Here is a 26,307-nt window from a genome sequence, read left to right as displayed (position 1 = left end):
AAATCATAAAAAAGAAGCGAATGTTGGTTTCGCTTCTTTTTCACACAAATTAATTATGATTTTCGTGTGTCTTCTCACCAGTTGAATCAGACGGTGACTTCGTTTCTTCACCTGAACGCTTTTCGCTGTCTTTAGAAGACTCTGATTCACTGTTTTTGTCTAAATTAGAGTTTTGATTTTGATTGGTAGCTTCTTCTTTCTTTTGATCAGATGCGCTTGCATTTTCAATTTGCTTCGCAATTTGTCCAGCCGTTTGTTCCCATGCTGATTTCGGATCGAAAGCAAATCCATCTTTGCGGATTTCAAAATGAGCATGCACTTTCGATTCTTTGTCATAAAGGTTTTGGCCGGCTTTACCGATGACTTCACCTTGCTTAATATAGTCGCCATCTTTTACGTTAATGGATTCTAGAGAAGAATAGTGAGTGACTAATCCATCAGGATGAGCAACTTCGACGACAAAACCTAAATCCGCATCTTTTTCAGCTTTAATGACATTTCCGCTCATAGCCGCCACTACATCAAACGCTTTTCCACTTCGTGTCACAAGGTCGATTCCACGATTTTGATAGTAGGTATTATGATAGAATACGAGAGCGGCTTCTTTCTTTTCAAGCGATTCGTTCGGGTTGTAAAAGTCTCTTTGAACAACGACATCATCTGGATTGGCTGCAGGCATTTTAAACACTTCTTTTGACACACTGACAGGGATGGTTTTGCCATTTTGGTCAAAAGCGCTGTTTGGCGTTTGTTCCTTCGAATTTTTGGTACCGTTTTGATACCATAAAACCGAAGCGATTACCAATGCCGCAAATGCGAGATAAATAGCTGGATAAACCCAACGCTTCTTCATCAATCTTTCCATTTTCTTTCCTTTAAGCGGAACGGGTTTCTTTTGAGATTGTTTTTCTTCATCTTTCATTTTTTCATCACCTCAGCAACATTTTGAACAGAATTCAGAAAATATATACTTCGGTGAAAAAATTTTTTAAAAATTTATTTTTCGACAAAAGCCATGAGATTATCCATTAAAAATAGAAATAGCGCAAAGTTTTTTTCTTTGCGCTTTCAAGCCTTTACTTTTTCGCCATCGCCCGGATATCGGACGGCGTATAATTGGTGATTGAAACCCCTTTATAATAATAGCTGACAATGTCTTTGTACGTCTTTCCTTCCTTTGCCATTCCATTTGCCCCATATTGACTCATTCCAACCCCATGGCCATATCCTCTCGTTGAAGCAATCACTTTATCGCCCTTTTTTATGAGCGTAAAATCAGCTGAACGTAACTGCAGCTTCTCACGAATTTCCCTGCCAGTAAATTTTTTTCCGTCAATCACGATCTTGCCTATTCGGTTCCCTTCTGTTTTCGCTTCTACCGTACCGACTACCCCATCGTTTTCTATCGTAACGCCCAGCTTTTGTTCAAACGTAGAAAGAGGTATCGCCTCTTGTTGTACATATTTAGGAGAATCAAGATCCCACGGGCTTTTTACGCTTTTTAAATACGGATACGAACTTCCCCAATAATCTTTACTGTTTTCCGTATAGCCATTGCTCGTTGAAAAAAAGCTGGCGGTAATCGGTTCACCTTTATACGTCAAAATTTCCCCTTGAGTCTCTTTCACCGCACGGGCAATCTTTTTCATTTTCCGATCGTAATCTTTCCCCCATTGCTTTTTCAGCTCAGCCTTGCTTTTATAGACTTGATCGGATATGGAGTCCGTTAAAACGGCATGATTGGGAAGGGTCGTGGACGGATGAAGCAACCGTTTTACCACAAAGGTCCGTGCAGTTAGCGCCTGTGCTTTCAATGCTTCCATTTCAAATTCTGCCGGCATTTCTGACGCTACAACGCCTTGAATATAGTCTTCCAGAGGGACTTTTTCCGTCTTCTTTTCCCCGGTTCGATAAACTGCTACAGCAAGGTCAGAGGTTGAATGTTCATGTGACGTAATGGCTTTCAACTTTACTTCTTTCCCTTTTAGTTCGTGTTTTGAAGAAAACGGCAATACGAGCAAGGTTGGAATAAGGAGGATGACAATTGCAAAGATAAGGATAATCCATACGATTGGTCTGACGTTTTTATTCATTCACCCGGCCTCCACATTTAAAGTTCTTTATAATTTATGGAGGTGGACAACCATTTAGAACAAAGTTGCAAGAAGCAACTTTGTTCGGAAGTGAGAGGTGAGATTAGTCGGAATCGGCGAAAAGCCGATTCACACTATCCACACCGTATATACGAGAACAAAATCCTAAAGAGGCTCTTCTCGTTCTAAATGGCGGGCGGGCCCTGTTAAGTAAAAAAACTCTCCGGCTGGGGCCGGAGAGTTTTTACGCAAGGTTAGACTTCAAGGATACTTTCGATGAATCGTTACCCTCACTGCTATCAAGTTCTTCATTCACACGCTCAACATCAGCGCCTAATGCTACAAGTTTTTCAGTAAAGTTCACATACCCACGGTCAATATGCTTTAGCTCAGTGACGCGTGTATAGCCTTCTGCAGCAAGTCCGGCTAACACTAAAGCCGCTCCTGCACGAAGGTCGGTTGCTGCAACTTCAGCACCTTGCAATTTAACCGGTCCATTGATGACCGCCGATCGGCCTTCGATTTTAATATCACCGTTCATACGGCGGAATTCTTCAACATGCATAAATCGGTTTTCAAATACTGTTTCTGTAATGACGCTTGTTCCATTTGCGCAAAGAAGGAGTGCCATCATTTGTGATTGAAGATCGGTCGGAAATCCAGGATGCGGCATTGTTTTAATATCGATTGGCTTCAACTCTTTCGGTCCGCGAACGCGAATGCCGCTTTCTTCTTCCACAATTTCAACGCCCATTTCTTCCATTTTTGCAATTAAAGGACGTAAATGTTCCGCAACCGCACCTTCAACTAAAACGTCTCCGCCAGTAATCGCAGCAGCTACCATATACGTACCCGCTTCAATGCGATCTGCGATGACCGTATGTTCGGCACCAGACAGTTCATCCACACCTTCGATGCGAATGGTTCCAGTACCTGCTCCGATTACTTTTCCGCCCATGGCATTAATGTAATTGGCAAGGTCAACAATTTCCGGTTCTTTTGCTACATTTTCCAAAATCGTCGTTCCTTCCGCAAGAGCGGCTGCCATCATAATATTTTCAGTCGCGCCTACACTCGGGAAGTCCAAGTATATTTTCGCTCCTTTAAGTCGATCCTTTACACGAGCCTCAATAAATCCATTTCCAATTTTAACGCTGGCTCCCATCGCTTCGAAGCCTTTCAAATGCTGGTCGATTGGACGTGAACCGATCGCACACCCTCCAGGAAGTGCAATACGAGCTAATCCAACACGCGCCAAAAGAGGCCCCATCACAAGGAAAGAAGCACGCATCTTCCGTACATATTCAAACGGCGCTTCTGTTTTTAACTCCCCAGAAGCATCAACATGAATTTTGCCGTTCTCAAATTTCACATCAACATTTAAATAACGTAAAACTTCGTTAATGGTATACACATCAGCAAGGGTTGGCACATCGTAAATCGTGCTAGTGCCTTTACCGGCTAAAATGGATGCTGCGATGACAGGCAGTACGGCATTTTTTGCTCCTTCGACTTTCACAGAGCCTTCTAACCGCCTACCACCACGGACAATGATTTTTTCCAACGATATTCCCCTCCGCGTCCAATTTCTATATTAATATTCAGACGTAATTATTGGTGTTCCTATTGTTACAGTCCTTTTCTTGCCCAAACCTTTATCTCTTAGTGCAATTTGTACATTCATTTTCCTTTTTTTAGTCATAATAACTTCATTCCAGTTTCTAGTATATGCTGAAATCGATACAAACGTTTTTTCATTTAGTTCCTCAATTGGAACCGCGGAAAATGTATGTAATAGTTTTCGGGCTTGACTCTGTAGACCAACGTTCATTTTATCATTGAACATACCGGTTACACAAGTGAAAACAGGCATAGGTTTTGAAAAAATGGTGTCCATTTGTTTGTCAAAAATCCCCTTAAATTCATTCCACTTTTTATTCTGCCAGCCTTTGCCTTTGGCCGCATAAATAAGATACGTCTCTAACTTTCCTTTATGGGGGTATTGGACTAACGTTAACCGTTCCGTCACACCTTCCACGTTGTTCCTTCGGGTTCCAGTCACTTCCCAATGAGGGCGCTTGGAGTCAAGGCTTTCCCAATTAAAACCGGGAGTTGTCCGCATTAATTGTCCGACCATTTTTTCATACCCTTTAAAATCCGAGATTAAACCTAATGTCCCTTTTGTATATAACGACCATTTCGCAACCTTAATTTGATTGGCTTCCATTGCATTTACAATATCCGTCAATTGACTGGAACCAACTTTTGATTTTGCATTTACGCCAAAACTACTTGCCAGAACAAAAATCAAGATAAAAAACAATACACATTTTTTCATATCCCCAACACGTCCTCTCTAGTTCTCATTCTTGCCAGAGAGAAACGTGCTATTCGTGGAAGTTGTAGTCAATTTCCGACATAAACAAACGCTTAAGCTTCTTATGATGCTATCTTATTTCATTCTAATAACAAAAAGGTTACAAAACGGTTACATTAAACGACAGATTTTATCATTTGAATAAATAGCGCAATTGGGTCGAATAATCCAAATACGTCAGAAAAAAGTTGCTGACAAGAGCGGAAAGCCCTATCGTCAATAAAATCATTAATATCCGTGCTTGAATCACTTTTCCTTTTTTAATAAGCGGATCGAAGCGAATCGCCTGAATCGCCCACCAGGAAACGACTAAAAATAATAAATGTACGAGCAAACGCAAAAGCGCCTGTTGCCCAACATCGTCGATCATTTATCTCCCGTTGCCAAAACCTTATAAAACTCTATAAAGCTTTGTTTGCTTCCTGCTTCTACGTGTCCGATTTTGCCAAAGCTACTTTCGTTTAGTGTAACACTCCACAGGCGTAAATTCCGATACAACGAATCGTACACATTAGCAATAACGTTTTAGTGTTAATTTGCTAATCCATAACGTGACAAATTAATAGATGCATTTAAATCTCTATCCATTTCATGACCACATTCACATCGATATATTCTGTCGGAAAGTTTCAAGTCTTTTTTTATTTGACCACAACATGAACACATTTTAGAAGATGGATACCATTTGTCAGCTTCGATGAACGCAATTCCGTATTTCTCACACTTATATTGTAATTTCACTTTGAAATCGTATAATTTTTGCTGTGCAATGGCTTTGGACAAATGACGATTCTTCATCATTCCTTTAATATTCAATGTTTCCATTACAACTCTGCAAGGTTTGGTTTTCACGATTGCAGTTGTTGCCTGGTGAATGTGATGATCACGAATGTTTGTCAAACGTCTATGTAGATGTCGTATTCGCTTTTCGAGTTTTATAATGTTGCTTGTTTTGACAAAACGGTTTCCCTCCTTGTTCATTTCATATTTTCGAGAAACTTGACGCTGCAACCTACGAAGGCGTTTCTCTCTTTGTTTTATCGTTTTTATTTTATTAATGTTCTTGAAAGTCATCCCATTAGAACATACCGCTAATTCCTTTACACCAACATCAATTCCTAATGAAACATCTGTTAATTCCGTTGGTTGTATTTCTTGTTCAATCCCAACAGACAAGTACCAATACTTCCCATCAAAACTGACTCTTGGATTCGAGTACTTTATACCCATTGGTATCTGTTCAGATGTTTTAACCCAACCAACTTTTTCAATCAAAACCTCATTTTTCTTCACTTTCAATTTCACATTGTCATTATAGAAAGACGGTTTTGATTTCTTTTTGCTTTTAAAACGTGGCTTGACCGCTTGTTTCTTAAAAAATCTTTTATACGCATCACAAGCATCTTTGATCGCTTGTTTTATGACATTGTTGGAAACTTCATATAACCAGGCGTATTCTTCTGTTTGTTTCAAACCAGTTAATTCTTTGCGCAGGATTCCATCAGATATAAATTTTCCACCTTGCTTATAATTTTCTTCTTGTTTCGCTAATGCCCAATTATAAGCCCATCGTGCTGTTCCAACAGACTTCCAAAGCTGATGTTCCTGTTCTTTAGTCGGCTTGATCCTCACTTTCTTCGCAAGTATCACTTTCCATCAACTCCTTAATCATCTTCTTGGCTCTATTTGCTCTATTCCCTTGAAGTCTACAACTAAAAACGGTAACGATTTGTTTAATCCTTTTTTACTGTAGTTAATCCCACTGTTAATATCTGAGATGATTTCAAATTGATAACCCTTAGCGAGCATATATGTTTTTACGTTATCAATTTGTCTCTCTAAGTCATCTTTTTACTTGTGCGAACTAACTCTACAATATCCTATTACCATTTTATTTAATTGCGCTTCACTTTTAATGCCTAAGAAGTGATGGAGTTGTGGTTGAGAGAATATCTATAACCACTATCTGTCACATGATGCGGCTTAAAAACTCCTTGTTTATCCCAATTTCTTAATGTTTGCGTTGTTTTCCCTATCAATTTGGCAAATTCGCCTATTGAATAGTATCTTCTCACCTCTTTGTTTTATTACAAAACAATAAGGTTTTATAAACATTTATAATCTTATCCCAACTATTACTTCACCTCCATGCATGTTGTAATGTCACTTATTTTACCACATTAGAAAAAAAGTTTTTTCCGTCGAGTCCAGATCGATCGCGACGCACAAAAAGGGCTGTCGAAATTGTTGCGACAGCCCGGGAAACACCTATGCAAGGTGCTTCTATTTCGTCGGGGTGAAAAACTGGCTTAAATCAAACTGGTTGTAAAAAAACTCGAGCGCCGTATGAGGCAATATGCCGAGCACGAGTGTGGAGATGACACAAACAGCAGTAACGGTCAGCACGCCCCCGGGAATCGACACCTTGCCCGCCTCTTCCTCGGATCTGAAAAACATTTGGCCGATGACATTAAAATAATAGAAATAGGAAACAACCGTTGTCGCAATCATAATTCCGGCGAGCCAATAGTGCGCCCCTGTGCTCAATGCACTCATAAATATGCCAAATTTCCCAATAAAGCCAGCGGTCGCCGGAAAGCCGGCAAGGGATAAAACGAATATCGTCATGCAAACCGCAATCCATGGCGATCGCCTGTAGAGACCGGCAAAACTTGAAATATCAGTTGAACCGCTTTTTGCCGTGACAAGTTGGATAATTGCAAATACGCCGATGTTCATAAATAAATAAGCTAACAAATAAAACCAGACCGCTTCAAACATTAATCCGGAAATAACAGCGAACGGAACGAGAATGTAACCCGCCTGGGCAATGGATGAATACGCAAACATCCGTTTGATGTTACGCTGCCTCAGCGCAATGAGATTCCCTATAATCATCGACGCGCCGGCAAGTATGGCAAGATAGGGCTGAACTTCTTGAAGCAACGGCTTCTCCGCGACTCCTGGCGCCGCAATAAACGTCACCAGCAAGAAACGGATCATAATGACAAACCCTGCCGCCTTAGATACAACACTTAAAAAGGCAGTGACCGGAATGGGAGCCCCATGATAAACATCAGGTGCCCACATTTGAAACGGGACGGTTGCGATTTTAAACGATAATCCGACAAACGTAATAAGAAATGCAAATACGAGCAAAAATTGATTTTGCAAAATTGTCGGGTCGCCCAGCGCATTTTGAATCGCATATAGATTGGTTTCCCCCGTTAAACCAAATATGTAACTCATCCCAAATAATGTGATTGCCGTTGAAATTCCGCCATTTACTACGTATTTAAAAGCCGCTTCATTGGACTGTCTATCCCGTTTTCGGAGGCCGGCCATAATGTATGATGAAAGTGAAAGCAATTCAAGGCCGACAAACAACGTAATCATGTCCGCGCTTGAAGCCATCATCATCGCCCCAAGCAAGGCTGTCAGCAGCAAATAATAAAATTCCCCGCGATATTCATCCCGCTCTCCCTTTCGATCGTCAAAAGCAAGAAGCAAAATTAAACCTGTTCCAATGAGGAAAAGAAGCTTAAACGCTTTTGAAAACGAATCGAATCGGTACGTATCCGCTAAAATCGAAATGACCCCGTTATCAAGCTGCATAAAGAGAGCGACAAGAGCACAAGCAACGCCAAGAAAAGCAAAAATGGCAAGGTAACGCCTGCTTGCTTTTTTCGGCATCAACAAATCAGCGAGCGACAGGATCGTTGCGGCCCCTAAAATAATCAATTCAGGTGCCATGATGCCCCAGTCATAAGAACGAATCGTTTCAAGCTCCATAGTCTCGTCACCCCCCAAATCCTGATAAAATCGAGTCAAGCGTTGATTTAATCGTCATCCCTAGCATGTCAGGATATACCCCAATTGCAATGATGAGAGCCAGCAAAACATATGCAGGTACCATTTCCCTCACATTAAGATCAACTAGTTTTCCCCTTTCGGCGGATAGAGGGCCATATGTGATCGCCATGACCGCCCGCAACATATAAACAGCCGTTAAAATGATTCCAAGTGTCCCGACCGCTGCCACAATCGGCTTCGTTTGAAAGAGGCCGAGGAAGGACATCAATTCGCTGATGAATCCGGACATCCCCGGCAAGCCTAATGAAGCAAGCCCTGCTGCGACGAGCACCCCCGACGCCAGCGGCATCGTTTTTACGAAACCGCTGTACGCCTTAAGATATGATGTTCCTGTCCGTTCATAGAGAACTCCGACAAGAAAGAAAAGAAGAGCTGAGATCAATCCGTGGGAAACAACTTGAAAAATGGCCCCCTGCACCCCTGCATCATTCAAGGCGGCAAGCCCGATTAAAACAATCCCCATATGAGAAACAGATGAATAAGCCAACACTTTTTTCACATCCGTTTGAACGATCGCAATAAATGCTCCGTATAAAAGGTTAACGACGCCAAGGATTGCTATGCTAAAAGCGATCCGCTTAAATTCAGCCGGAAAAAAGCCCATCCCAAACGTTATTAAACCGTAAGCTCCGATTTTTAATAAAATGCCGGAGTGGATCATGACAACAGGAGGCGGCGCTTCAACATGGACCCGGAGCATCCACGTATGAAGTGGAACGATAGGGAGCTTAACGCCAAACGCCAACAATAGCGCGATGAGTATCGATAAACGGAATGTTTCCCCTGGAACCGAATCGAGCAGCCCGCTTCCCCCATTAGCGAAAATATTCGCCAATTCTCCATAATTCAATGTCCCTGTCTTCATAAATAAAACGACAAAAACAATTAACAAAATAGCCGAACCGAGCCCATTGTAAATTAAAAAACTGTAGGCTGCTTTTTCCTTATTTTCATACCCCCATCTTCCAATTAAAAAGAACATCGGGATTAAGGTCATCTCGAAAAAGATAAAGAACAAAAATAAATTTTGTGAAGCGAAAACGCCGAGCATTCCGACTTCCATTAGTAAAAAGAAAATAAAATAGCTTTTCCATTGCCCTTTAATTGTAAACGAACCGATAGCAGCTAAGACGGCAACGACAGATGTCAGCAATATAAGAACGAGTGAAAGACCGTTCACCCCGAGCTCGTATTGAATCGGCATGGTGACATTGCTGTCCGTATGGGCAATAGTAAAGGAGATCCAGTTTATTTTTTCATTCAACTGAATCGCCGAACTTCCTATGTCAAACTGGCAAAAGGTGATGATTGCAAGCACAAGCGGCAACAACGTGCCAAAAAGCCCAATCCATTTAAGCGATTGTTCCTGATTCGAAGGGGTAAAAGCAAGTACCACAACAGCTAAAAGCGGGGAGAAAACCAGAATAGAAAGCAAGATTTCGTTCATGAAAAATACCCCCCTGACACTGCAAAGATTAAAAGAAGAAGAACAAGGCCGACAAATGCAACTGCTCCATACGTTTGCACCTGGCCGTTCTGGCATTTAGACCCGAGCTTAGCCAGCCAATGGACGAGCGCAACCGCACCATTTACGATGCCTTCCACGATATAGCGGTCGATGAGTGACCATCCATAACTGAAAGCTCTGACCCCCCGGACAATAACGGCATGATATACTTCATCGATATAATATTTGTTGTACACGACGCTACTTAAAGATGGGAGGTGGCGAGAGAGCCAATCTCTTGATAAGGAACCTTTTTTATAAATCAAGTACGCCATGAAAATGCCAAGTAATGATACAAGTGTCGCTACAACAGAAATCCAAATCGGCTCATGATTAGAAGCTAAAGGTGCCACTTCTCCTTTTCCTAAATAATCAGATAGGAATGTCCCGAACCATGAAGTGTTAACATATCCCGCAAGTACGGCAAGGATGCCAAGGACAATCATCGGAAACGTCATTACGCCTGGAGATTCGTGAACCTCTTTCGCTGCTCCCCGAAACTCCCCTGTAAAGACCATAAAGAACAGCCGGAACATATAGAAGGCTGTAAAAAACGCGGCGATGATGGCGAGCCAAAATAAACCGAAACGCCCGTCTTCATAGGTTGCAGCCAAAATTTGATCTTTGCTGAAAAACCCGGATAATAACGGGAAGCCCGAAATCGCAAGGGCACCGATTAAAAAGAGAGGACCGGTTCGCTTTAATTTTCGATAGAGTCCGCCCATCTTTTCAATGTCCTGTGTATGTACCGCATGAATAACACTACCTGCCGCTAAAAACAACAACGCTTTAAAAAAGGCATGGGTCGTTAAGTGAAACACGCCGGCAACATATCCGCCAGAACCAAGCGCAAGCATCATATAGCCGAGCTGGCTGACCGTAGAATAAGCGAGCACCCGTTTGATGTCCTTTTGCATCAAACCGATTGATGCGGCAAAAATGGCTGTCACTCCGCCAACGACGGCAACTGTCGTAAGCGCAGCAGTTGACGCGGCAAACAGCGGATACATGGTTGCAACAAGGTACACACCAGCAGCTACCATTGTCGCGGCATGAATAAGTGCCGAAACCGGGGTCGGCCCTTCCATTGCGTCCGGAAGCCATGTGTGAAGCGGCAATTGGCCCGATTTTCCGATCGCTCCAACGAATATAAGGATCGCCGTCAGCGTGATCATCGCATGTGTCATTTCATGGCTGGCCACCGCCTTGAAAATGTCGTCAAATTCAAAGCTGCCAACTTGCCAGAATAAGAGAATCATACCGATAAAAAGCCCGACGTCCCCAATTCTCGTCATAATAAAAGCTTTCTTCGCTGCTTGCCTGGCTTCCGGTTTGAAATAATAGTAACCAATCAACAGGAATGAACCAAGGCCGACAAGTTCCCAAAACATATAAAGTTGCAGCAAGTTGGGCGACATGACAAGCCCAAGCATGGCGAACGTAAACAGGCCAAGGTAGGCAAAAAAGACGGGAACGCGTTCGTCTCCATTCATATACCCTTTCGAATAGAGATGGACGAGAAAACTGACGAGTGAAACAATGACCAACATTAAGCTATTTAGCGGATTAATTTCAATTCCAAAAGTAATGACCGCATGCCCGATAGTAAGCCATGTGCCTTCCGCTTTATAAGATTCTCCGCCCCACTGACCAAAAAAGACAATAAACGACATAACGAGAGGAACAGCCGTCAGCCAAATGCCGACATAAGCGGAAGCTTCTTTTAGTTTCTTTCCAAGCAATAAAAGAAGGATGAAGGATAACAGCGGCATGAGCGGTATAAGCCAGGCATATTGCATCATCATATCCATCCCCCTTTAGCGCTTCAACTGATCCATTTCATTGACATTGACCGTTCGCCTGTTCCGATATAAGGCAAAAAGAATGGCAAGTCCAACTGCCGCTTCAGCCGCCGCTACCGTGATCGTAAAGAGCGAAAAAATCTGCCCGGTAATCCCCGGATTAGGACCGTATTTACTGAAAGCGACAAGGTTAATGTTAACGGCATTCAGCATCAACTCAATGGAAATAAGCACGATGACGGCATTTCGTTTCGTCAAGGCGCCGAACAGGCCTATGCAAAATAAAATTAACGCCAACACAAGAAAGACGGGTAAAGGAAGGCTACTCATGTTCGTTCATCTCCTCTGATTCGTCCTTTTTAGCAAGCACGACAGCACCGATAAGGGCGACTAATAAAAGAATAGATGTTAACTCAAACGGAATCACATACTTTGAGTAAAGCTCGATACCGATTTTTTTCACATTATGGACGTACAGCTCAACATCCTGCTGTTTAAATGAAAGCTTGTTAATGGCGAGAAACATAATGATGAAAAATGCGACAACCCCTGTTCCGACTGCTAATATTCGGCTTTTAGCGATCCTCTTTTCGCTTTTTGGATCGTGCTTTGTCAGCATGATGCCGAAAAGCATAATAATCGTGATCGCTCCTGAATAAATCAGCACCTGGACAACAGCAACAAATTCTGCGGACAGCAAAATATAAATCCCGGCAATCGACAAAAACGTGAAGATCAAGGAAACGACCATATGAACGACATTTTCTGAATGGATCATGAATACTCCGCCGCAAATCGCCACGAGCGCAAGAATGAAGAAAGCAATCATTTCACCTGTCATACTTTATTTTCCTTTCGAATGTTCGCATCATTTTCATCGAGCCAGCGCATATCTTTAAACAATTCATCCCGGCTGTATTCGGCAAGTTCAAAGTTATTCGTCATGACGATCGCCTCGGTCGGACAAACTTCCGTGCATAAATCACAAAGAATGCAAATTTCAAAATTAATGTCGTACGTATCGATGATCTTTCCTTTTTTCGCCGGATCCGGATGCTTTTTCCCTGTCAATTGAATGCATTCTGTCGGACAAATGGCAGCACACTGGTTGCAGACAATGCATTTTTCAGGGTAAAACTTTTGAATGCCGCGAAAGCGATCCGGCAGCTCAAGCGGCGCATCAGGATACTTTGTTGTCACATTTTGCTTTGTTAAGTTTTTCAACGTATATTTAAGGCCTTTCGTTAAACCGAGCATCATGCCACTCCTTTTTTGGAAGATTTGAGAGAAAGCCGTGCTTTTTACAACCTTTTATTTTAAAAAGAGTTCTTTCACGGCGGCGCTGACAAAAATGTTCAATAATGCAAGTGGCAACAGGACCTTCCAGGCAAACTCCATCAGCTGATCTGCCCGAATGCGGGGAAACGTTCCCCGAATCCAAATCATAATGAAAACGATGAGACTGAACTTAAGCGCAAACCAGATGACGCCCGGGATGAAGCCGAGAAAGGGAATCGGATTCCAGCCGCCGAGAAATAAAACAGTCATCAGCGACGCCATCGCAAACAAATAGACATATTCAGCGAGCATGAAAAATGCCCAGCGGAAACCTGAGTACTCGACATGATAGCCCGCGACAAGCTCGGATTCCGCTTCCGGGAGGTCAAACGGTGTCCGGCTTAATTCAGCCAGGGACGAAATGAAAAAGACGATAAAGCCGATCGGCGATAAAAACATGTACGCCACATGCTTCTGGCCTTCGACGATGTCCGTCAAGTTCAAGCTTCCCGTAAATAGGATGACACCAATCACGGACATGACAAGCGGGATTTCGTAGGAGATCATTTGCGCCGCCGAACGCATGCCGCCAAGAAGTGAGTATTTATTGTTCGACGCCCATCCCCCGAGCAACATTCCAATCGCGGAAATTCCCGAGACGGCAATGTAGTAAAGAAGCCCGACACCGATGTCGGCGAACTTGACGTTTTCCGAAAACGGCATGACCGCCAATACGAGAAAAGATGGGGCGAAAGCAAGAATCGGGGCCAGTATAAATAGCGGCCTATCCGCAAGTTTCGGAATGATGTCTTCCTTAATTAACAGCTTGAAAACGTCCGCCACGGTTTGCAATAGACCAAATCGGCCGCCAATCCGGTTCGGCCCGATCCTTATTTGCATAAAACCGAGCACTTTTCGTTCGGCAAGAATGGCATACGTTACAAACCCGAGCACAATGGCGAGTAAAATAGCCCCTAAACAGAAGAAAATAAGAAAGTGAATCCAACCGGGTGGCGACTGTAGCAAATGTTCGATCATCAACCATCCACCTCCCCAAGCACAATGTCGATTCCTCCTAAAATGGCGATCAAATTGGCAAGATTTTCTCCGACAAGCAGCTTCGGTAAAATTTGCAAATTGTAAAAGGACGGCCTTCTAAACTTTAAGCGATACGGCTCCTTTTTCCCTTCAGACGCGATATAGCAGCCGATCTCGCCTCTTGGTGATTCGATGCGGACGAACGCTTCGCCTTTTGGCGGCTTAATGATTCGCGGCACTTTGGCCATAATCGCTCCCTCAGCAGGAAACTGCTCTACTGCCTGCTCAACAATTTTGAGCGACTCTTCGATTTCCGCCATGCGGCACTGATAACGTGCCCATGCATCCCCGGTGTGAAAAACAGGGACATCAAAGTCAAAGCGGTCATAAATCGAATAAGGCTCATCTTTTCTCAAATCCCAGTTGACGCCTGTACAGCGCAGGTTCGCGCCGCTCAATGAATAGTCGATCGCTTCTTCCTTTGTGTAATAGCCGATCCCTTTTACACGGTTCAAGAAAATTTCATTCCCTGTCACAAGGTCGTGGTACCCTTTCAACTGCTCCCTCATATAAGGGACAAAATCGCGAACCTTCTCGATCCATCCTTCCGGAGCGTCCCATTTGACACCCCCGACACGCATATAATTAAAAGTCAGGCGAGCGCCACATAGTTCATTTAGTAGATTTATAATCGCTTCGCGTTCACGAAATGCATATAGAAATGGACTCATCGCTCCAAGGTCCAATAAATATGTTCCATACCAGACAAGGTGGCTTGCAATTCTCCCGAGTTCCATTGCGATGACCCGCAAGTATTCGGCCCGCTCCGGGATTTCAAGCCCCATCATCGTTTCAACCGCGTGGCAGATGACATAATTGTTGGTCATCGCCGATAAGTAATCCATCCTGTCGGTGTAAGGGATAATTTGCGTGTATTGCAAGTTTTCTGCTAGTTTTTCAGTACCGCGGTGTAAATAGCCGATCACGGGGGTCGCTTCAATGACGGTTTCCCCATCAATTTTTAAAATGATTCGGAACACCCCGTGTGTGCTCGGATGCTGCGGCCCGACGTTAAGAAGCATTTCTTCCGTTCTGATCAAGTCTTACACCTCCACGTCATACGGTTCATAATCTTTACGAAGAGGATGACCCACCCAATCGTCGGTCAGCATAATTCGTTTTAAGTTCGGATGGCCGACAAATGTAATGCCAAGCAAATCAAACGTTTCCCGTTCAGGCCAGTTCGCTCCCTGCCAGATTGGTGTAATCGATGCAATCTTCGCTTCTTCCCGGTCAATTTTTACCTTTAGGGCAACAGCCCGGCGGTGTTGATACGAAAATAAATGGTTATACACTTCAAAATGGGTCATAAAATCCGTTCCATGATGCTCTGACAGGTAGTCAAACCGAAGTTCGTCATGATGCTTTAAAAACTCGGCGACCTTATAATATGTATCCGGCTTCGCCACGAGGGTCGGAACATCTTTTGAGAGCCGATTAATATAGTAATCTTCCAATACGCCATCTCCGAGATGTTCTTGAATGACTTTGACATAATGATCAAGCAATGGCTGGTTGACAGAAGGCTTTTCTTCAGCTTGAGGTTCTGCTGCGGACGAGTTTGCATTAGCTGCGGCGCGGGCTTTTGCCGCAGCAAGTGCTTTTGCTTTCGCTGCTGCGGCCGCCTTTGCTTTGGCTGCTGCAAGCGCTTTCTCTTTTTCATCCGCAACATCTGCGCTTTCCCCGGCAGCCTGGCGCATGGCTTTCGCTTTTGCCGCGGCAGCTGCTTTTGCCTTTGCTGCTGCGGCTGCCTTTGCTTTCGCCGCTGCAAGCGCCTTTGCTTTTTCGTCCGATTGGTCTGCACCGTTTGCTTCTATCGCCTCGCGCATCGCTTTTGCTTTGGCTGCCGCAGCAGCCTTTGCCTTCGCGGCTGCAGCTGCTTTCGCCTTTCGGGCTGCGTCGTCGCTTGAAGTCTCATCTTGCGTTTCAAGCGCTTTTTGTTTTGCCCGTTCTAATGCCTTCGCTTTCGCTTCTGCTGCCGCGCGTTTCTTCTGTTCTTCTATACTGAGGGATGCTTCTTCGGTGTCTGGTTTTGCGGTTTGCTCTTTTTCACGGGCACGCTGCTTTGCGAGTTCCAGCGCTCTCGCTTTCGCTTCTGCGGCGGCTCGTTTCTTCTGTTCTTCTATACTGAGAGGCTCTTTTTCGGTGTCTGGTTTTGCGGTTTGCTCTTTTTCACGGGCACGCTGCTTCGCGAGTTCCAACGCTCTCGCTTTTGCTTCTGCTGCCGCGCGTTTCTTCTGTTCTTCTATACTGAGGGATGCTTCTTCGGTGTCTGGTTGGACGGCTTGCTCTTTTTCACGGGCACGCTGCTTCGCGAGTTCCAATGCTCTCGCTTTAGCTTCTGCTGCCGCGCGTTTCTTCTGTTCTTCTATACTGAGGGATGCTTCTTCGGTGTCTGGTTGGACGGCTTGCTCTTTTTCACGGGCACGCTGCTTCGCGAGTTCCAATGCTCTCGCTTTAGCTTCTGCTGCCGCGCGTTTCTTCTGTTCTTCTATACTGAGGGATGCTTCTTCGGTGTCTGGTTGGACGGCTTGCTCTTTTTCCCGGGCGCGCTGCTTCGCGAGTTCCAACGCTCTCGCTTTCGCTTCTGCCGCGGCTCGTCTTTTCTTTTCCTCGAGAGACAATTCTTCTTGACCGTTATTTTCACGATGGGATTCCGGTTTTTTACCTTCGTTTTCGCTCATTGATCAGTCACCTTCTTACCCGTCTTTGCTTCATAACGAATTTTCTCCTGCAATTTATTAATGCCATAAATGAGTGCTGCCGGGTTCGGCGGGCAGCCTGGAATGTAGACATCCACAGGGACAATTTGATCAACGCCTTTAACAACCGCATATGACTTAATATAAGGGCCCCCTGCAGTCGCGCATGAACCCATGGCAATGACCCATTTTGGCTCAGGCATTTGCTCGTATAACCGTTTAAGGACGGGTGCCATTTTCTTTGTCACTGTCCCTGATACGATCATGACATCCGATTGTCGCGGTGAGGCGCGGAACATTGTGCCAAACCGGTCAAGATCATAGTGGGCAGCTCCTGTTCCCATCATCTCAATGGCGCAGCATGCCAGACCAAATGTTACGGGCCAGAGAGAATTGCTCCTTGCCCATGCTTTGATTTGCTCAAGAGTAGTAAAAAAAATACTGCGCTCAAGCTCTGCTTTTTCTTCCGGTGAAATGTCAGACAGATTTAGTTCCATTTCAACACCTTCTTTTTCCAAGCATATACAAGTCCAAGCGTCAGCAATAAAACAAATATCGCCATTTCTATAAGGGCAAATAGTCCTAATTCATCATAGGCTACGGCCCATGGATATAAAAAAACAGTCTCGACATCAAAGATGACAAATAATAATGCAAATAAATAATAACGAACATTAAACTGAATCCAGCTTTGCTGAAACGGTTCAATCCCGCTTTCATAGGTTGTTGCTTTTTCTTTCGTCGGCCTGTTCGGACGCAAGAGACGTCCTGCCGTTAGAGCTCCGACGGGCAGTAAAATACCTAAAAGCAAAAAGACAGCTACAATGAGGTAATTATTTTGATATACATTGTATAAGTCCATTAGCAACCCCCATCATCTGAATTTTTATAAATTTTAGAATCATATATATTATAACAAATGCCAATATTTGTGTCGACAATGACCATTGGATTAAAAAAAGAGCCTGTTTATGGCCCTTTTTTTAAAAATATATGATGGAAATATTGAAATAAGACTGGCTTATAAGAAATATAAAATTACTCATATGTAAGAGTCCCTCAAAATAGCGTTTTTGATAAAAAAACGGCGAGCCAGCGTCTGCTCACCGTTTTTTCCTAACTTTCTTTTACAGGTTTCGTGCTATATTCCATTTGCCTCTCTAGCTCTTCCGCAAAATGGGCCTTCTGCTCATCCGCCCAATTGAATTGATCGGCCATTAACTTAATGACCCGCTCTTTATACCGGCGGACGAAGTCAATGTTAAAATATAACGCACCCGTTCTGCGAATGAAGTAATCGGCAGGCGTTGCCGTCATTTCCTCTTCTATGCTGTACATAACCGTAGCATAGATACTTACAGGAAGATCATAGTTTTCAGCTTCATGCCCCTTTTTCTTACAAATGTCATATAACCGTTCGACATTGGAACCGTAACGGTGAACGAGCCAGCTTGCTTCCTCCTCTGTTAATCCAATGTTCATACCGAGGGCCATCTTCTCACGGACAAACCCCGGAAATTGATCGCTTCCTCCGACATCCCCGCCGGATAATGGCAAATGTTTCGTATTACTTTTTGAAAAAAGAGTTTCCTGTTCGTTTAAAAGTTCACTTGCAACGAGATCAACGACCTTCTCCGCCATTTTCCGATACCCTGTCAACTTCCCTCCTGCAATGGTAATGAGGCCGCTCTGTGAATGAAATACTTCGTCCCTTCTCGATATTTCCGATGGGCCTTTCCCTTCTTCGTGAATGAGCGGACGAAGGCCGGACCAGGACGATTCAATGTCATCTCTTGTAATGCCCGCTTCAGGAAACATAAAGTGAATGGACTTTATTAAATAATCGAGATCACCTTCTGTAATGCGTGGATTTTTCAAATCGCCTTTATAGTCCGTATCTGTCGTCCCTACATACGTTTTCCCGTCACGCGGAATGGCAAAAACCATTCGTCCATCCGGCGTATCGAAATATACCGCCTGTTTTAATGGAAAGCGGCTCTGGTCAATGACGACGTGAACGCCTTTCGTATGATGAATTCTTTTGCCTGTGGCCGAGCCGTCCTTCTCGCGCAATTGGTCCACCCACGGACCAGCCGCGTTGACGATTTTTTTTGCAACGATTTCGTATTCTTTGTTCGATAGCGTATTCAGGACTTTAACGCCTTTCACTTTTCCGCCATCATAAATAAAATCCGTCACTTTCATATAGTTAACGGCCAATCCGCCAAGCTGGACCGCTTTTTTCATAATTTCCATCGTGAGGCGGGCATCATCTGTTTTATATTCAACATAATATCCGCCGCCAAGTAATTGCTCTTTTTTCAACAGCGGCTCTTTTCCAAGCGCTTCCTCTTTCGTAAGCATGCTCCGGCGTTCCGTTCTTTTCACACCGGCTAAAAAATCATACACTTTCAAGCCAATCGACGTTGAAAACTTTCCGAACGTTCCACCTTTATAAAACGGAAGCAGCATCCATTCCGGTTTTGTCACATGCGGGGCATTTTCGTACACAATCGCCCGTTCTTTTCCTACTTCTGCGACGAGCTTTACTTCCAATTGCTTTAAATAGCGCAACCCGCCATGCACCAATTTTGTTGAACGGCTTGACGTTCCTGCCGCAAAATCCTGCATCTCAACGAGTCCCGATTTCATCCCGCGGCTACTTGCATCGAGCAAAATGCCCGCTCCTGTTACCCCCCCGCCGATAATGAGAAGATCAAGATCGGCGTTTTGCATTTCCGTTATATAGTCATCCCGGCGCTTACTTGAAAATGTATGTTCCATTATAACCACTCCCATTTATACATATTTACCCAGATACAAATGAATGAATACCTTTTTTTCTGAGGTGAGAAGTCAGAGGTGAGATTAGTCGGAATCGGCGAAAAGCCGATTCCAATGATTCACACCCCATCGGAATTTATAGGCGTAAAAAAAGAGACCACAATTTTCCCGCCTTAAAGCGAGAAATTGTGGTCTCTCCTATTCTCCGACCGATATTAACTTGTTTTTATTATACTCCATGACCTTTTCATTTTCAATCATTTAAACACTCTTGTCGCTTCAACTGCTTTTTTCCAGCCTTTATACAGCTCTTCTCGTCTCGCTTCTTCCATTTGAACATCGAAGTCTCGTTCAACCTTCCACTTGTTTGCGATCTCCTCGCGGCTTTCCCAGAAACCGGTCGCGATTCCCGCAAGATAAGCCGCGCCGAGAGCCGTCGTTTCATTAACGACCGGCCGTTCAACCGGAACACCGAGAATATCGCTCTGGAACTGCATGAGAAAATTGTTTTTCACCGCCCCGCCATCGACACGAAGTTTCTTTAATTCGATGCCTGAATCTGCCGTCATTGCTGTTAGGACGTCTTTCGTTTGATACGCAAGCGATTCCAATGTCGCCCGGACGAAATGCTCCTTTTCTGTTCCGCGGGTAATACCAAACACTGCACCGCGGGCATCACTGTCCCAGTATGGCGTGCCGAGCCCGACAAATGCCGGTACAACATATACTCCATCCGTTGAATCCACGCGCTCAGCATATTGTTCACTATCCGCCGCATCCTTGAACATGCGGAGCCCATCTCTCAACCATTGGATCGCAGAACCGGCAACGAAAATGCTTCCTTCCAGCGCATATTCGACTTTTCCACCAATGCCCCAGGCAATCGTCGTCAATAAGCCGTGTTTCGATGGGACGGCTTTTTCACCCGTGTTCATAAGCATAAAACAGCCCGTTCCATACGTGTTTTTCGCCATTCCTTTTTCAAAACAGGCCTGGCCGAATAATGCCGCTTGCTGGTCGCCGGCGATTCCTGAAATAGGAACTTCCTGGCCGAAGAAATGGTAATCAATCGTGTTCGCATAAATTTCAGAAGAGGAGCGAACCTCAGGAAGCATTGATTTCGGAACACCAAGCATATCCAGCAGCTCTTCATCCCATTTTAAATCGTAAATGTTGTACATTAATGTCCGTGAAGCATTCGAATAGTCGGTCACATGCGCCTTGCCGCCTGAAAGTTTCCAAACGAGCCACGTATCAATCGTTCCGAACAATAAATCGCCTTTCTCCGCTTTTTCCCGCGCTCCTTCAACATTGTCAAGAATCCACTTTACTTTCGTCCCCGAAAAATAAGCATCAATTAACAACCCTGTCTTGTTTCTGACCATTTCATCATAGCCTTTATTTTTTAACTCTGAGCAGATGTCTGCTGTTTGCCGGGATTGCCAGACAATCGCGTGATAAATCGGCTTACCTGTCACCTTGTCCCATACAACCGTCGTCTCGCGTTGATTCGTAATGCCGATCGCAGCAATTTCTTTAGCCGATGTGTTGGTATTCGATAGAACTTGAGCAATGACAGCTAGAACGCTTCCCCAGATCTCCGATGCGTCATGCTCAACCCAGCCCGGCTTCGGAAAGTGCTGGGTGAATTCCTTTTGTGCGATAGAGACGACTTCCCCTTCTTTATTGAATAAAATCGCCCGTGAACTTGTTGTCCCCTGGTCAAGCGCTAATACATATTTCTTTTCCATCTTTCTTCCTCTCCTCCGTATTAATTTTTATGTGCTTCTCCATGCATAACTTCACTTGTTCTTTTATTGCTTGCAACATATGATGCGATCAGTAAGACGAGGCATACAACCGACCAGGTCCAAAAAAAGCTGGTGACTTTGCCACGGAATACAGCCTGGAAAAAGAGAGCTCCGAACATCCCGCCCGCGATTGGCCCGACAACAGGAATCCATGCATATTTCCAATTCGACGTGCCTTTGCCGGCAATCGGCAAAATAAAGTGGGCGATGCGCGGTCCGAGATCACGGGCCGGATTGATCGCATATCCCGTCGTTCCTCCGAGAGATAGTCCGATCGCCACGATTAAAAAGCCAACAATAAATGGATGAAGCCCTTCTGTAAATTTATTCGCCCCTATTGAAAGTAATCCTACCATGAGGACAGCCGTCCCGATAAATTCACTGATGATATTGGAAAACGTGTGAGCAATAGCCGGGTCGGTTGAAAATACGCCGAGTTTAGCTGCTGGATCTTTCGTCTCTTTCCAGTGCGGCAAGAAATGAAGATATACAACCGCTGCCCCAATAATAGCCCCGATCATTTGTGCGGTAATATAGCCAGGAACTTTGCTCCAGCTAAAGTCCCCGATGGCCGCGAGCCCAAGAGTAACGGCCGGGTTTAAATGAGCGCCGCTTGCCTGACCGGCAAAATAAACCCCCATGGTCACAGCCATTCCCCACCCGAGGGCAACAACAATCCATCCCCCGCCTTCCGCTTTTGATTTTTTCAAACTGACGTTGGCACAAACACCCGCCCCAAAAATAATCAAAATCATCGTACCGACAAGTTCTCCCACAAATGGTGACATGTCAAATTCCCCTTTCAATGTTTAATGAGTGTTCAAAAAGGAAGAAAACAAGAGCCGACACTGGCTAAAAGCGCCACGTCCTGTGACAACGCCAGTACTAGTTCGTCCTGTACGTCGGAAGTTCAAGGAACGACAGTCTCGAGGACCGGAATATATAAAATCAATACATGAGGACCAGAGAGACCGAGTGACGAAGAAATTCGACGGCTATTTTCCCCGGACTTTTTGAACAACTATGGCAGATATGGCAGAAAAAAAGAGAACCACAAAAAGACCCCTTTTATAAAGGTACTTTTGTGATTCTCCTTTTCTCCTACACAATTATTAACTTATCTATTATTATACTATCTATGAAAACGCTGTCAATTAGTTTAGTAAAAATACTAGCAAATTTTTTCAATTTTTTTAAAACCAGAGCTCGCTTTTCGACGTTGTTACCGCGATTGCACCGGATTGTAGTGCCATTTCGACATCGCGTTTTGAGCGAATTAATCCTCCGGCAAAGATTGGAATTCCTGTTTCTTCTTTAATTTCTTTTATAATGTGCGGCATAACGCCGGGTAACACTTCAATATAATCTGGCTGCGTTTTCTTTAAAATTTTATAGCTTGTCTCCAAAGCGATAGAATCGAGTAAAAAAAGGCGCTGTATCGCAATGACCCCCTTTTTCTTCGCTGCTAAAATAACGTTGGAGCGTGTCGATATTATTCCCGCCGGTTTTGCCTCCTGACAAATAAATTCCGTTGCATACTCATCTGCCTTCAGCCCGTGAATTAAATCGAGATGCAAAAATATCGATTTCCCATGCTGCTTCGCCAGTTGAATGATGGTTTTGATCCTGCCTACATGCGTATCCAATAAGACAATGTATTGATACTTGCTTTGAAACAATTTCTCCAAATCTTTTATCGTCCGCACTGCCGGCAAAATCGTTTGGCCACTAAAGCTCACTCTCTTATCCCCCTCTACTTTTTTATGGAATATTATTATATCTTCTTGTGAACGACTTTACCATAACTATTTAGGGCTTCCAGTTCTACGATATGAACGGTTGAAAATGGGTTTTCTATTGTCTCTCGGACAAAAATGCGGCGCGATGGCGATAATCTGTCCTTGAGCTCTTGCCTCTCGGACAAAAATAAAGCGCGAAGGCGATCATCTGTCCTTGAGCTCTTGCCTCTCGGACAAAAATGCGGCGCGAAGGCAATAATCTGTCCTTGAGAACGCAACAGCATCACTTTATATGCTCCGTCCTCATGGGCTTCACTTCAGCTGGTTTGATCATAGGTACTTTCTCCGACCGCTTAATCGTAAAACAGAAGAAAACCCTCCAGGAATTCAATTCCCGGAGGGTTTGTGCATTATCGTCTGCCTTCAGCTAGATCGATGCGGTTGATTGCGCGCTTCAATGCATATTCTGCACGTTTGGCGTCAATTTCACCTTGATTGTTGTTTAACCGGCGCTCTGCGCGTTCCTTCGCGGCACGGGCGCGTTCTACATCAATATCTTCTACTTTTTCAGCAGCTTGTGCCAGAACGGTCACTTTTTCAGGTCGAACTTCAATAAAACCACCGCTAACGGCCACGGTTTGTGTTTTGCCATCATTTTTCACACGTACTGCACTGATGGTTAAAGGGGCAACAAGCGGAACGTGACCGGCTAAAATGCCAAGTTCTCCGCTTTTTGCTTTCGCACTGACCATTTCTGCATTTCCTTCAAACACAGGACCATCAGGGGTAACTATACTTACTTCTAACGTTCTCATTTGTCCTACCCCCTTAACGGATTAAACAAGAGTCTTCGCTTTTTCAACAACTTCTTCTATGCTACCTACTAAGCGGAATGCTTCTTCTGGAAGATCGTCATACTTTCCTTCAAGAATTTCTTTAAATCCACGAACCGTTTCTTTCACAGGCACATAAGAACCTTTTTGTCCTGTAAATTGCTCCGCCACGTGGAAGTTTTGCGATAAGAAGAACTGAATGCGGCGAGCGCGGTGTACCACAAGCTTGTCATCTTCGGATAACTCGTCCATACCGAGAATCGCGATAATATCTTGCAATTCTTTATAGCGTTGCAAGATTTGCTGCACACGGCGGGCAACATTATAATGCTCTTCTCCAACAACTTCAGGCGTTAGGGCACGAGAAGTTGAAGCAAGCGGATCAACCGCAGGGTAAATACCCATTGCTGTTAGTTTACGCTCAAGGTTCGTCGTTGCATCAAGGTGGGCGAACGCTGTAGCCGGAGCCGGGTCAGTATAGTCATCGGCAGGTACATAAATCGCTTGAATCGATGTAACCGAACCTTTTTTCGTTGATGTAATCCGCTCTTGCAATTGACCCATTTCTGTAGCCAATGTCGGCTGATAACCTACCGCAGACGGCATGCGTCCAAGAAGCGCGGACACTTCAGAACCTGCTTGTGTGAAACGGAAAATGTTATCAACGAAGAAAAGCACGTCTTGTCCTTCTTCATCACGGAAATATTCCGCCATTGTAAGCCCTGTAAGAGCGATGCGGGCACGTGCTCCAGGCGGCTCGTTCATTTGTCCGAATACCATCGCCGTTTTGCTAATAACGCCGGAGTCGCTCATTTCATGATAAAGGTCGTTTCCTTCACGAGTACGTTCTCCAACACCTGCGAATACGGAAAGACCACCGTGTTCCTGGGCGATGTTGTTAATCAATTCCTGGATAAGAACTGTTTTCCCTACACCTGCACCACCGAAAAGACCGACTTTTCCACCTTTTACATATGGTGCAATAAGGTCAACGACTTTAATCCCTGTTTCTAAAATTTCTACTTTCGTTGTTAACTCCTGGAATGATGGTGCTTCGCGGTGAATCGAGTCACGGCGAACATCAGCAGGAATTTCTTCTTTAAGATCGATTGGATCACCCGTAACGTTAAATACGCGTCCTAATGTCGCATTCCCTACAGGAACAGAAATCGGTTTACCTGAATCCGTCACTTCCATGCCGCGAACAAGACCGTCTGTTGAATCCATTGCAATTGTACGAACTGTATTATCTCCAAGGTGAAGAGCGACTTCTAATGTTAAATCGCCTTTCTCACCATCAAAGCTCACTTTAAGTGCATTAAGCAGTTCCGGCAAATGGTCATCAAACTTCACGTCAACGACCGGGCCAAGAACTTGAGTAATGTAGCCTTTATTCATCGTTTTCCCTCCTAACTTCACTTGCATAAAACCTTATGGCTTCGAAACGTAAGAAACCAAATCCCTATCTATTCGAGTGCCGCTGCACCGCCGACAATTTCCGTAATCTCTTGAGTAATCGCCGCCTGGCGTTCACGGTTATAAGACAACGTAAGATTGCCGATAAGCTCATTGGCGTTATCCGTTGCATTTTTCATTGCGGTCATACGTGAAGCATGTTCTGCCGCTTTTCCGTCCAAAATTGCGCCATAAATTAAGCTTTCTGCATATTGTGGAAGAAGTTCTTCCAAAATTTCTTCTTCAGAAGGCTCATATTCATAAGCCGCGGTCGCTTTTGGACTTTCGATATCGCTAATCGGAAGCAATTTCTTTTCCGTTAAGTCGCTTTGAATGGCACTGACAAAATGATTGTAGTACATGTAAAGTTCATCAAACGTTCCGTCCGCGTACAAGCCGACAGTTTTGCTCGCAATGTTTTTAATGACGGCAAAAGACGGCTGATCTCCAATTCCTGTAATGCTATCAAGAATAGGCATGTTACGATGTTTAAAAAAGTTGACTCCAACTTTCCCAACGACGATAATTGCATACTCATTTTCTGACTTATGGCGCTCTTGAATCGTACGATAAACGTGGCGAAGAACGTTTGCGTTGTAGGCGCCTGCAAGCCCGCGGTCAGATGTAATGACGAAGTATCCAGTTTTCTTTACAGGACGGGTTTCAAGCATCGGGTGACGCGCGCTTTTGCTGCCTGTCGCAATACTTGCAACGACTTCCTGCATTTTGTCCATATACGGAACAAATGATTTCGCATTATTCTCCGCACGGTTGAGTGCAGCTGCGGAAACCATTTCCATCGCCTTCGTAATTTGCATCGTTTTCTTCGTCGCATCGATTCTTGCTTTAAGGTCTCTTAATGCCACTCCAATTCACCACCTTTTTGAGGAAGTCCAAAAAGATCTTATTCCTTTTTGAACATACACTGTATGTTAAGCTGGTTGAGAGGGGAATT

General features: G+C 44.3%; 24 protein-coding genes and 1 pseudogene. All 25 read right to left on the bottom strand.

The genetic code is table 11. The features are described 5' to 3' along the window. Positions 1-49 precede the first annotated feature (49 nt). Positions 50-922, bottom strand: a complete 873-nt coding sequence (spoIIQ, locus tag H538_RS0108950) for a stage II sporulation protein SpoIIQ (protein ID WP_026677324.1) — start codon at positions 920-922, stop codon at positions 50-52. A 154-nt stretch (positions 923-1,076) separates the two neighbouring features. After that, complete coding sequence (spoIID, locus tag H538_RS0108945; RefSeq protein WP_026677323.1) at positions 1,077-2,093, bottom strand: stage II sporulation protein D; 1,017 nt, start codon at positions 2,091-2,093, stop codon at positions 1,077-1,079. Between the two features lie 244 nt (positions 2,094-2,337). Then, positions 2,338-3,657, bottom strand: coding sequence for a UDP-N-acetylglucosamine 1-carboxyvinyltransferase (gene murA / locus H538_RS0108940; RefSeq protein WP_026677322.1), 1,320 nt, complete (start codon positions 3,655-3,657; stop codon positions 2,338-2,340). 30 nt (positions 3,658-3,687) lie between these two features. After that, entirely contained in the window at positions 3,688-4,431 is a 744-nt protein-coding gene (locus H538_RS25065; RefSeq protein ID WP_051291405.1) for a YwmB family TATA-box binding protein, read from the bottom strand. Positions 4,432-4,603: 172 nt separating this feature from the next. Further along, the gene (locus H538_RS0108930; RefSeq protein WP_026677321.1) at positions 4,604-4,837 is read right to left on the bottom strand and encodes a DUF1146 family protein; all 234 of its coding nucleotides are present in this window, start codon (positions 4,835-4,837) and stop codon (positions 4,604-4,606) included. A 164-nt stretch (positions 4,838-5,001) separates the two neighbouring features. Further along, entirely contained in the window at positions 5,002-6,120 is a 1,119-nt protein-coding gene (locus H538_RS0108925) for an RNA-guided endonuclease InsQ/TnpB family protein (RefSeq protein WP_026677320.1), read from the bottom strand. After that, positions 6,083-6,545, bottom strand: a pseudogene (locus H538_RS25480) (MerR family DNA-binding transcriptional regulator). Before H538_RS25480 ends, H538_RS0108925 begins: the two are co-directional and overlap by 38 nt. Before the next feature lie 208 nt (positions 6,546-6,753). Continuing rightward, positions 6,754-8,262 carry an NADH-quinone oxidoreductase subunit NuoN gene (nuoN, locus tag H538_RS0108920; protein WP_026677319.1) on the bottom strand — a complete coding sequence of 503 codons (1,509 nt, stop codon included), beginning with the start codon at positions 8,260-8,262 and terminating at the stop codon, positions 6,754-6,756. A gap of 7 nt (positions 8,263-8,269) precedes the next feature. Continuing rightward, on the bottom strand, positions 8,270-9,790 hold the full coding sequence (locus tag H538_RS0108915; protein WP_026677318.1) for a complex I subunit 4 family protein: 1,521 nt from the start codon (positions 9,788-9,790) through the stop codon (positions 8,270-8,272). Continuing rightward, entirely contained in the window at positions 9,787-11,652 is a 1,866-nt protein-coding gene (nuoL, locus tag H538_RS0108910; protein WP_026677317.1) for an NADH-quinone oxidoreductase subunit L, read from the bottom strand. The genes H538_RS0108915 and nuoL overlap by 4 nt, the downstream gene beginning before the upstream one ends. A gap of 15 nt (positions 11,653-11,667) precedes the next feature. Further along, entirely contained in the window at positions 11,668-11,982 is a 315-nt protein-coding gene (gene nuoK, locus H538_RS0108905) for an NADH-quinone oxidoreductase subunit NuoK (RefSeq protein WP_026677316.1), read from the bottom strand. After that, the gene (locus tag H538_RS0108900) at positions 11,975-12,493 is read right to left on the bottom strand and encodes an NADH-quinone oxidoreductase subunit J (RefSeq protein ID WP_026677315.1); all 519 of its coding nucleotides are present in this window, start codon (positions 12,491-12,493) and stop codon (positions 11,975-11,977) included. Before H538_RS0108900 ends, nuoK begins: the two co-directional genes overlap by 8 nt. Then, complete coding sequence (gene nuoI, locus H538_RS0108895) at positions 12,490-12,909, bottom strand: NADH-quinone oxidoreductase subunit NuoI (protein WP_026677314.1); 420 nt, start codon at positions 12,907-12,909, stop codon at positions 12,490-12,492. Before nuoI ends, H538_RS0108900 begins: the two co-directional genes overlap by 4 nt. Positions 12,910-12,963: 54 nt before the next feature. After that, positions 12,964-13,968 carry an NADH-quinone oxidoreductase subunit NuoH gene (gene nuoH, locus H538_RS0108890; RefSeq protein WP_026677313.1) on the bottom strand — a complete coding sequence of 335 codons (1,005 nt, stop codon included), beginning with the start codon at positions 13,966-13,968 and terminating at the stop codon, positions 12,964-12,966. Beyond that, the gene (locus tag H538_RS0108885; RefSeq protein ID WP_026677312.1) at positions 13,968-15,068 is read right to left on the bottom strand and encodes an NADH-quinone oxidoreductase subunit D; all 1,101 of its coding nucleotides are present in this window, start codon (positions 15,066-15,068) and stop codon (positions 13,968-13,970) included. Before H538_RS0108885 ends, nuoH begins: the two co-directional genes overlap by 1 nt. Before the next feature lie 3 nt (positions 15,069-15,071). Next, positions 15,072-16,712 carry an NADH-quinone oxidoreductase subunit C gene (locus tag H538_RS0108880; protein ID WP_081412615.1) on the bottom strand — a complete coding sequence of 547 codons (1,641 nt, stop codon included), beginning with the start codon at positions 16,710-16,712 and terminating at the stop codon, positions 15,072-15,074. Then, the gene (locus H538_RS0108875; protein WP_026677310.1) at positions 16,709-17,227 is read right to left on the bottom strand and encodes a NuoB/complex I 20 kDa subunit family protein; all 519 of its coding nucleotides are present in this window, start codon (positions 17,225-17,227) and stop codon (positions 16,709-16,711) included. The genes H538_RS0108880 and H538_RS0108875 overlap by 4 nt, the downstream gene beginning before the upstream one ends. Then, the gene (locus H538_RS0108870; RefSeq protein ID WP_026677309.1) at positions 17,218-17,592 is read right to left on the bottom strand and encodes an NADH-quinone oxidoreductase subunit A; all 375 of its coding nucleotides are present in this window, start codon (positions 17,590-17,592) and stop codon (positions 17,218-17,220) included. Before H538_RS0108870 ends, H538_RS0108875 begins: the two co-directional genes overlap by 10 nt. 254 nt (positions 17,593-17,846) lie before the next feature. Then, entirely contained in the window at positions 17,847-19,517 is a 1,671-nt protein-coding gene (locus H538_RS0108865) for a glycerol-3-phosphate dehydrogenase/oxidase (RefSeq protein WP_026677308.1), read from the bottom strand. 254 nt (positions 19,518-19,771) lie between these two features. Then, positions 19,772-21,265 (bottom strand): glycerol kinase GlpK, encoded by a 1,494-nt coding sequence (glpK, locus tag H538_RS0108855; protein WP_026677307.1) that lies wholly within the window; start codon positions 21,263-21,265, stop codon positions 19,772-19,774. Between the two features lie 20 nt (positions 21,266-21,285). After that, positions 21,286-22,113, bottom strand: a complete 828-nt coding sequence (locus tag H538_RS0108850; protein ID WP_026677306.1) for an MIP/aquaporin family protein — start codon at positions 22,111-22,113, stop codon at positions 21,286-21,288. A 405-nt stretch (positions 22,114-22,518) separates the two neighbouring features. Next, positions 22,519-23,064, bottom strand: coding sequence for a glycerol-3-phosphate responsive antiterminator (locus tag H538_RS0108845; protein WP_026677305.1), 546 nt, complete (start codon positions 23,062-23,064; stop codon positions 22,519-22,521). 410 nt (positions 23,065-23,474) lie between these two features. Further along, positions 23,475-23,879, bottom strand: a complete 405-nt coding sequence (locus tag H538_RS0108840; protein WP_026677304.1) for a F0F1 ATP synthase subunit epsilon — start codon at positions 23,877-23,879, stop codon at positions 23,475-23,477. 21 nt (positions 23,880-23,900) lie between these two features. Next, positions 23,901-25,295, bottom strand: a complete 1,395-nt coding sequence (gene atpD / locus H538_RS0108835; protein ID WP_026677303.1) for a F0F1 ATP synthase subunit beta — start codon at positions 25,293-25,295, stop codon at positions 23,901-23,903. Between the two features lie 68 nt (positions 25,296-25,363). Further along, a complete protein-coding gene (gene atpG / locus H538_RS0108830) occupies positions 25,364-26,224 on the bottom strand; it encodes an ATP synthase F1 subunit gamma (protein ID WP_026677302.1) in 861 nt (286 codons plus the stop codon). Positions 26,225-26,307 lie beyond the last annotated feature (83 nt).

Origin of the sequence: Fictibacillus gelatini DSM 15865, assembly GCF_000430745.1 — a bacterium.
Classification (GTDB): Bacteria; Bacillota; Bacilli; order Bacillales; family Fictibacillaceae; genus Fictibacillus_A; species Fictibacillus_A gelatini.
Note: the sequence above shows the minus strand (reverse complement) of the source record. Positions and strands in the feature narration are given on the sequence as shown.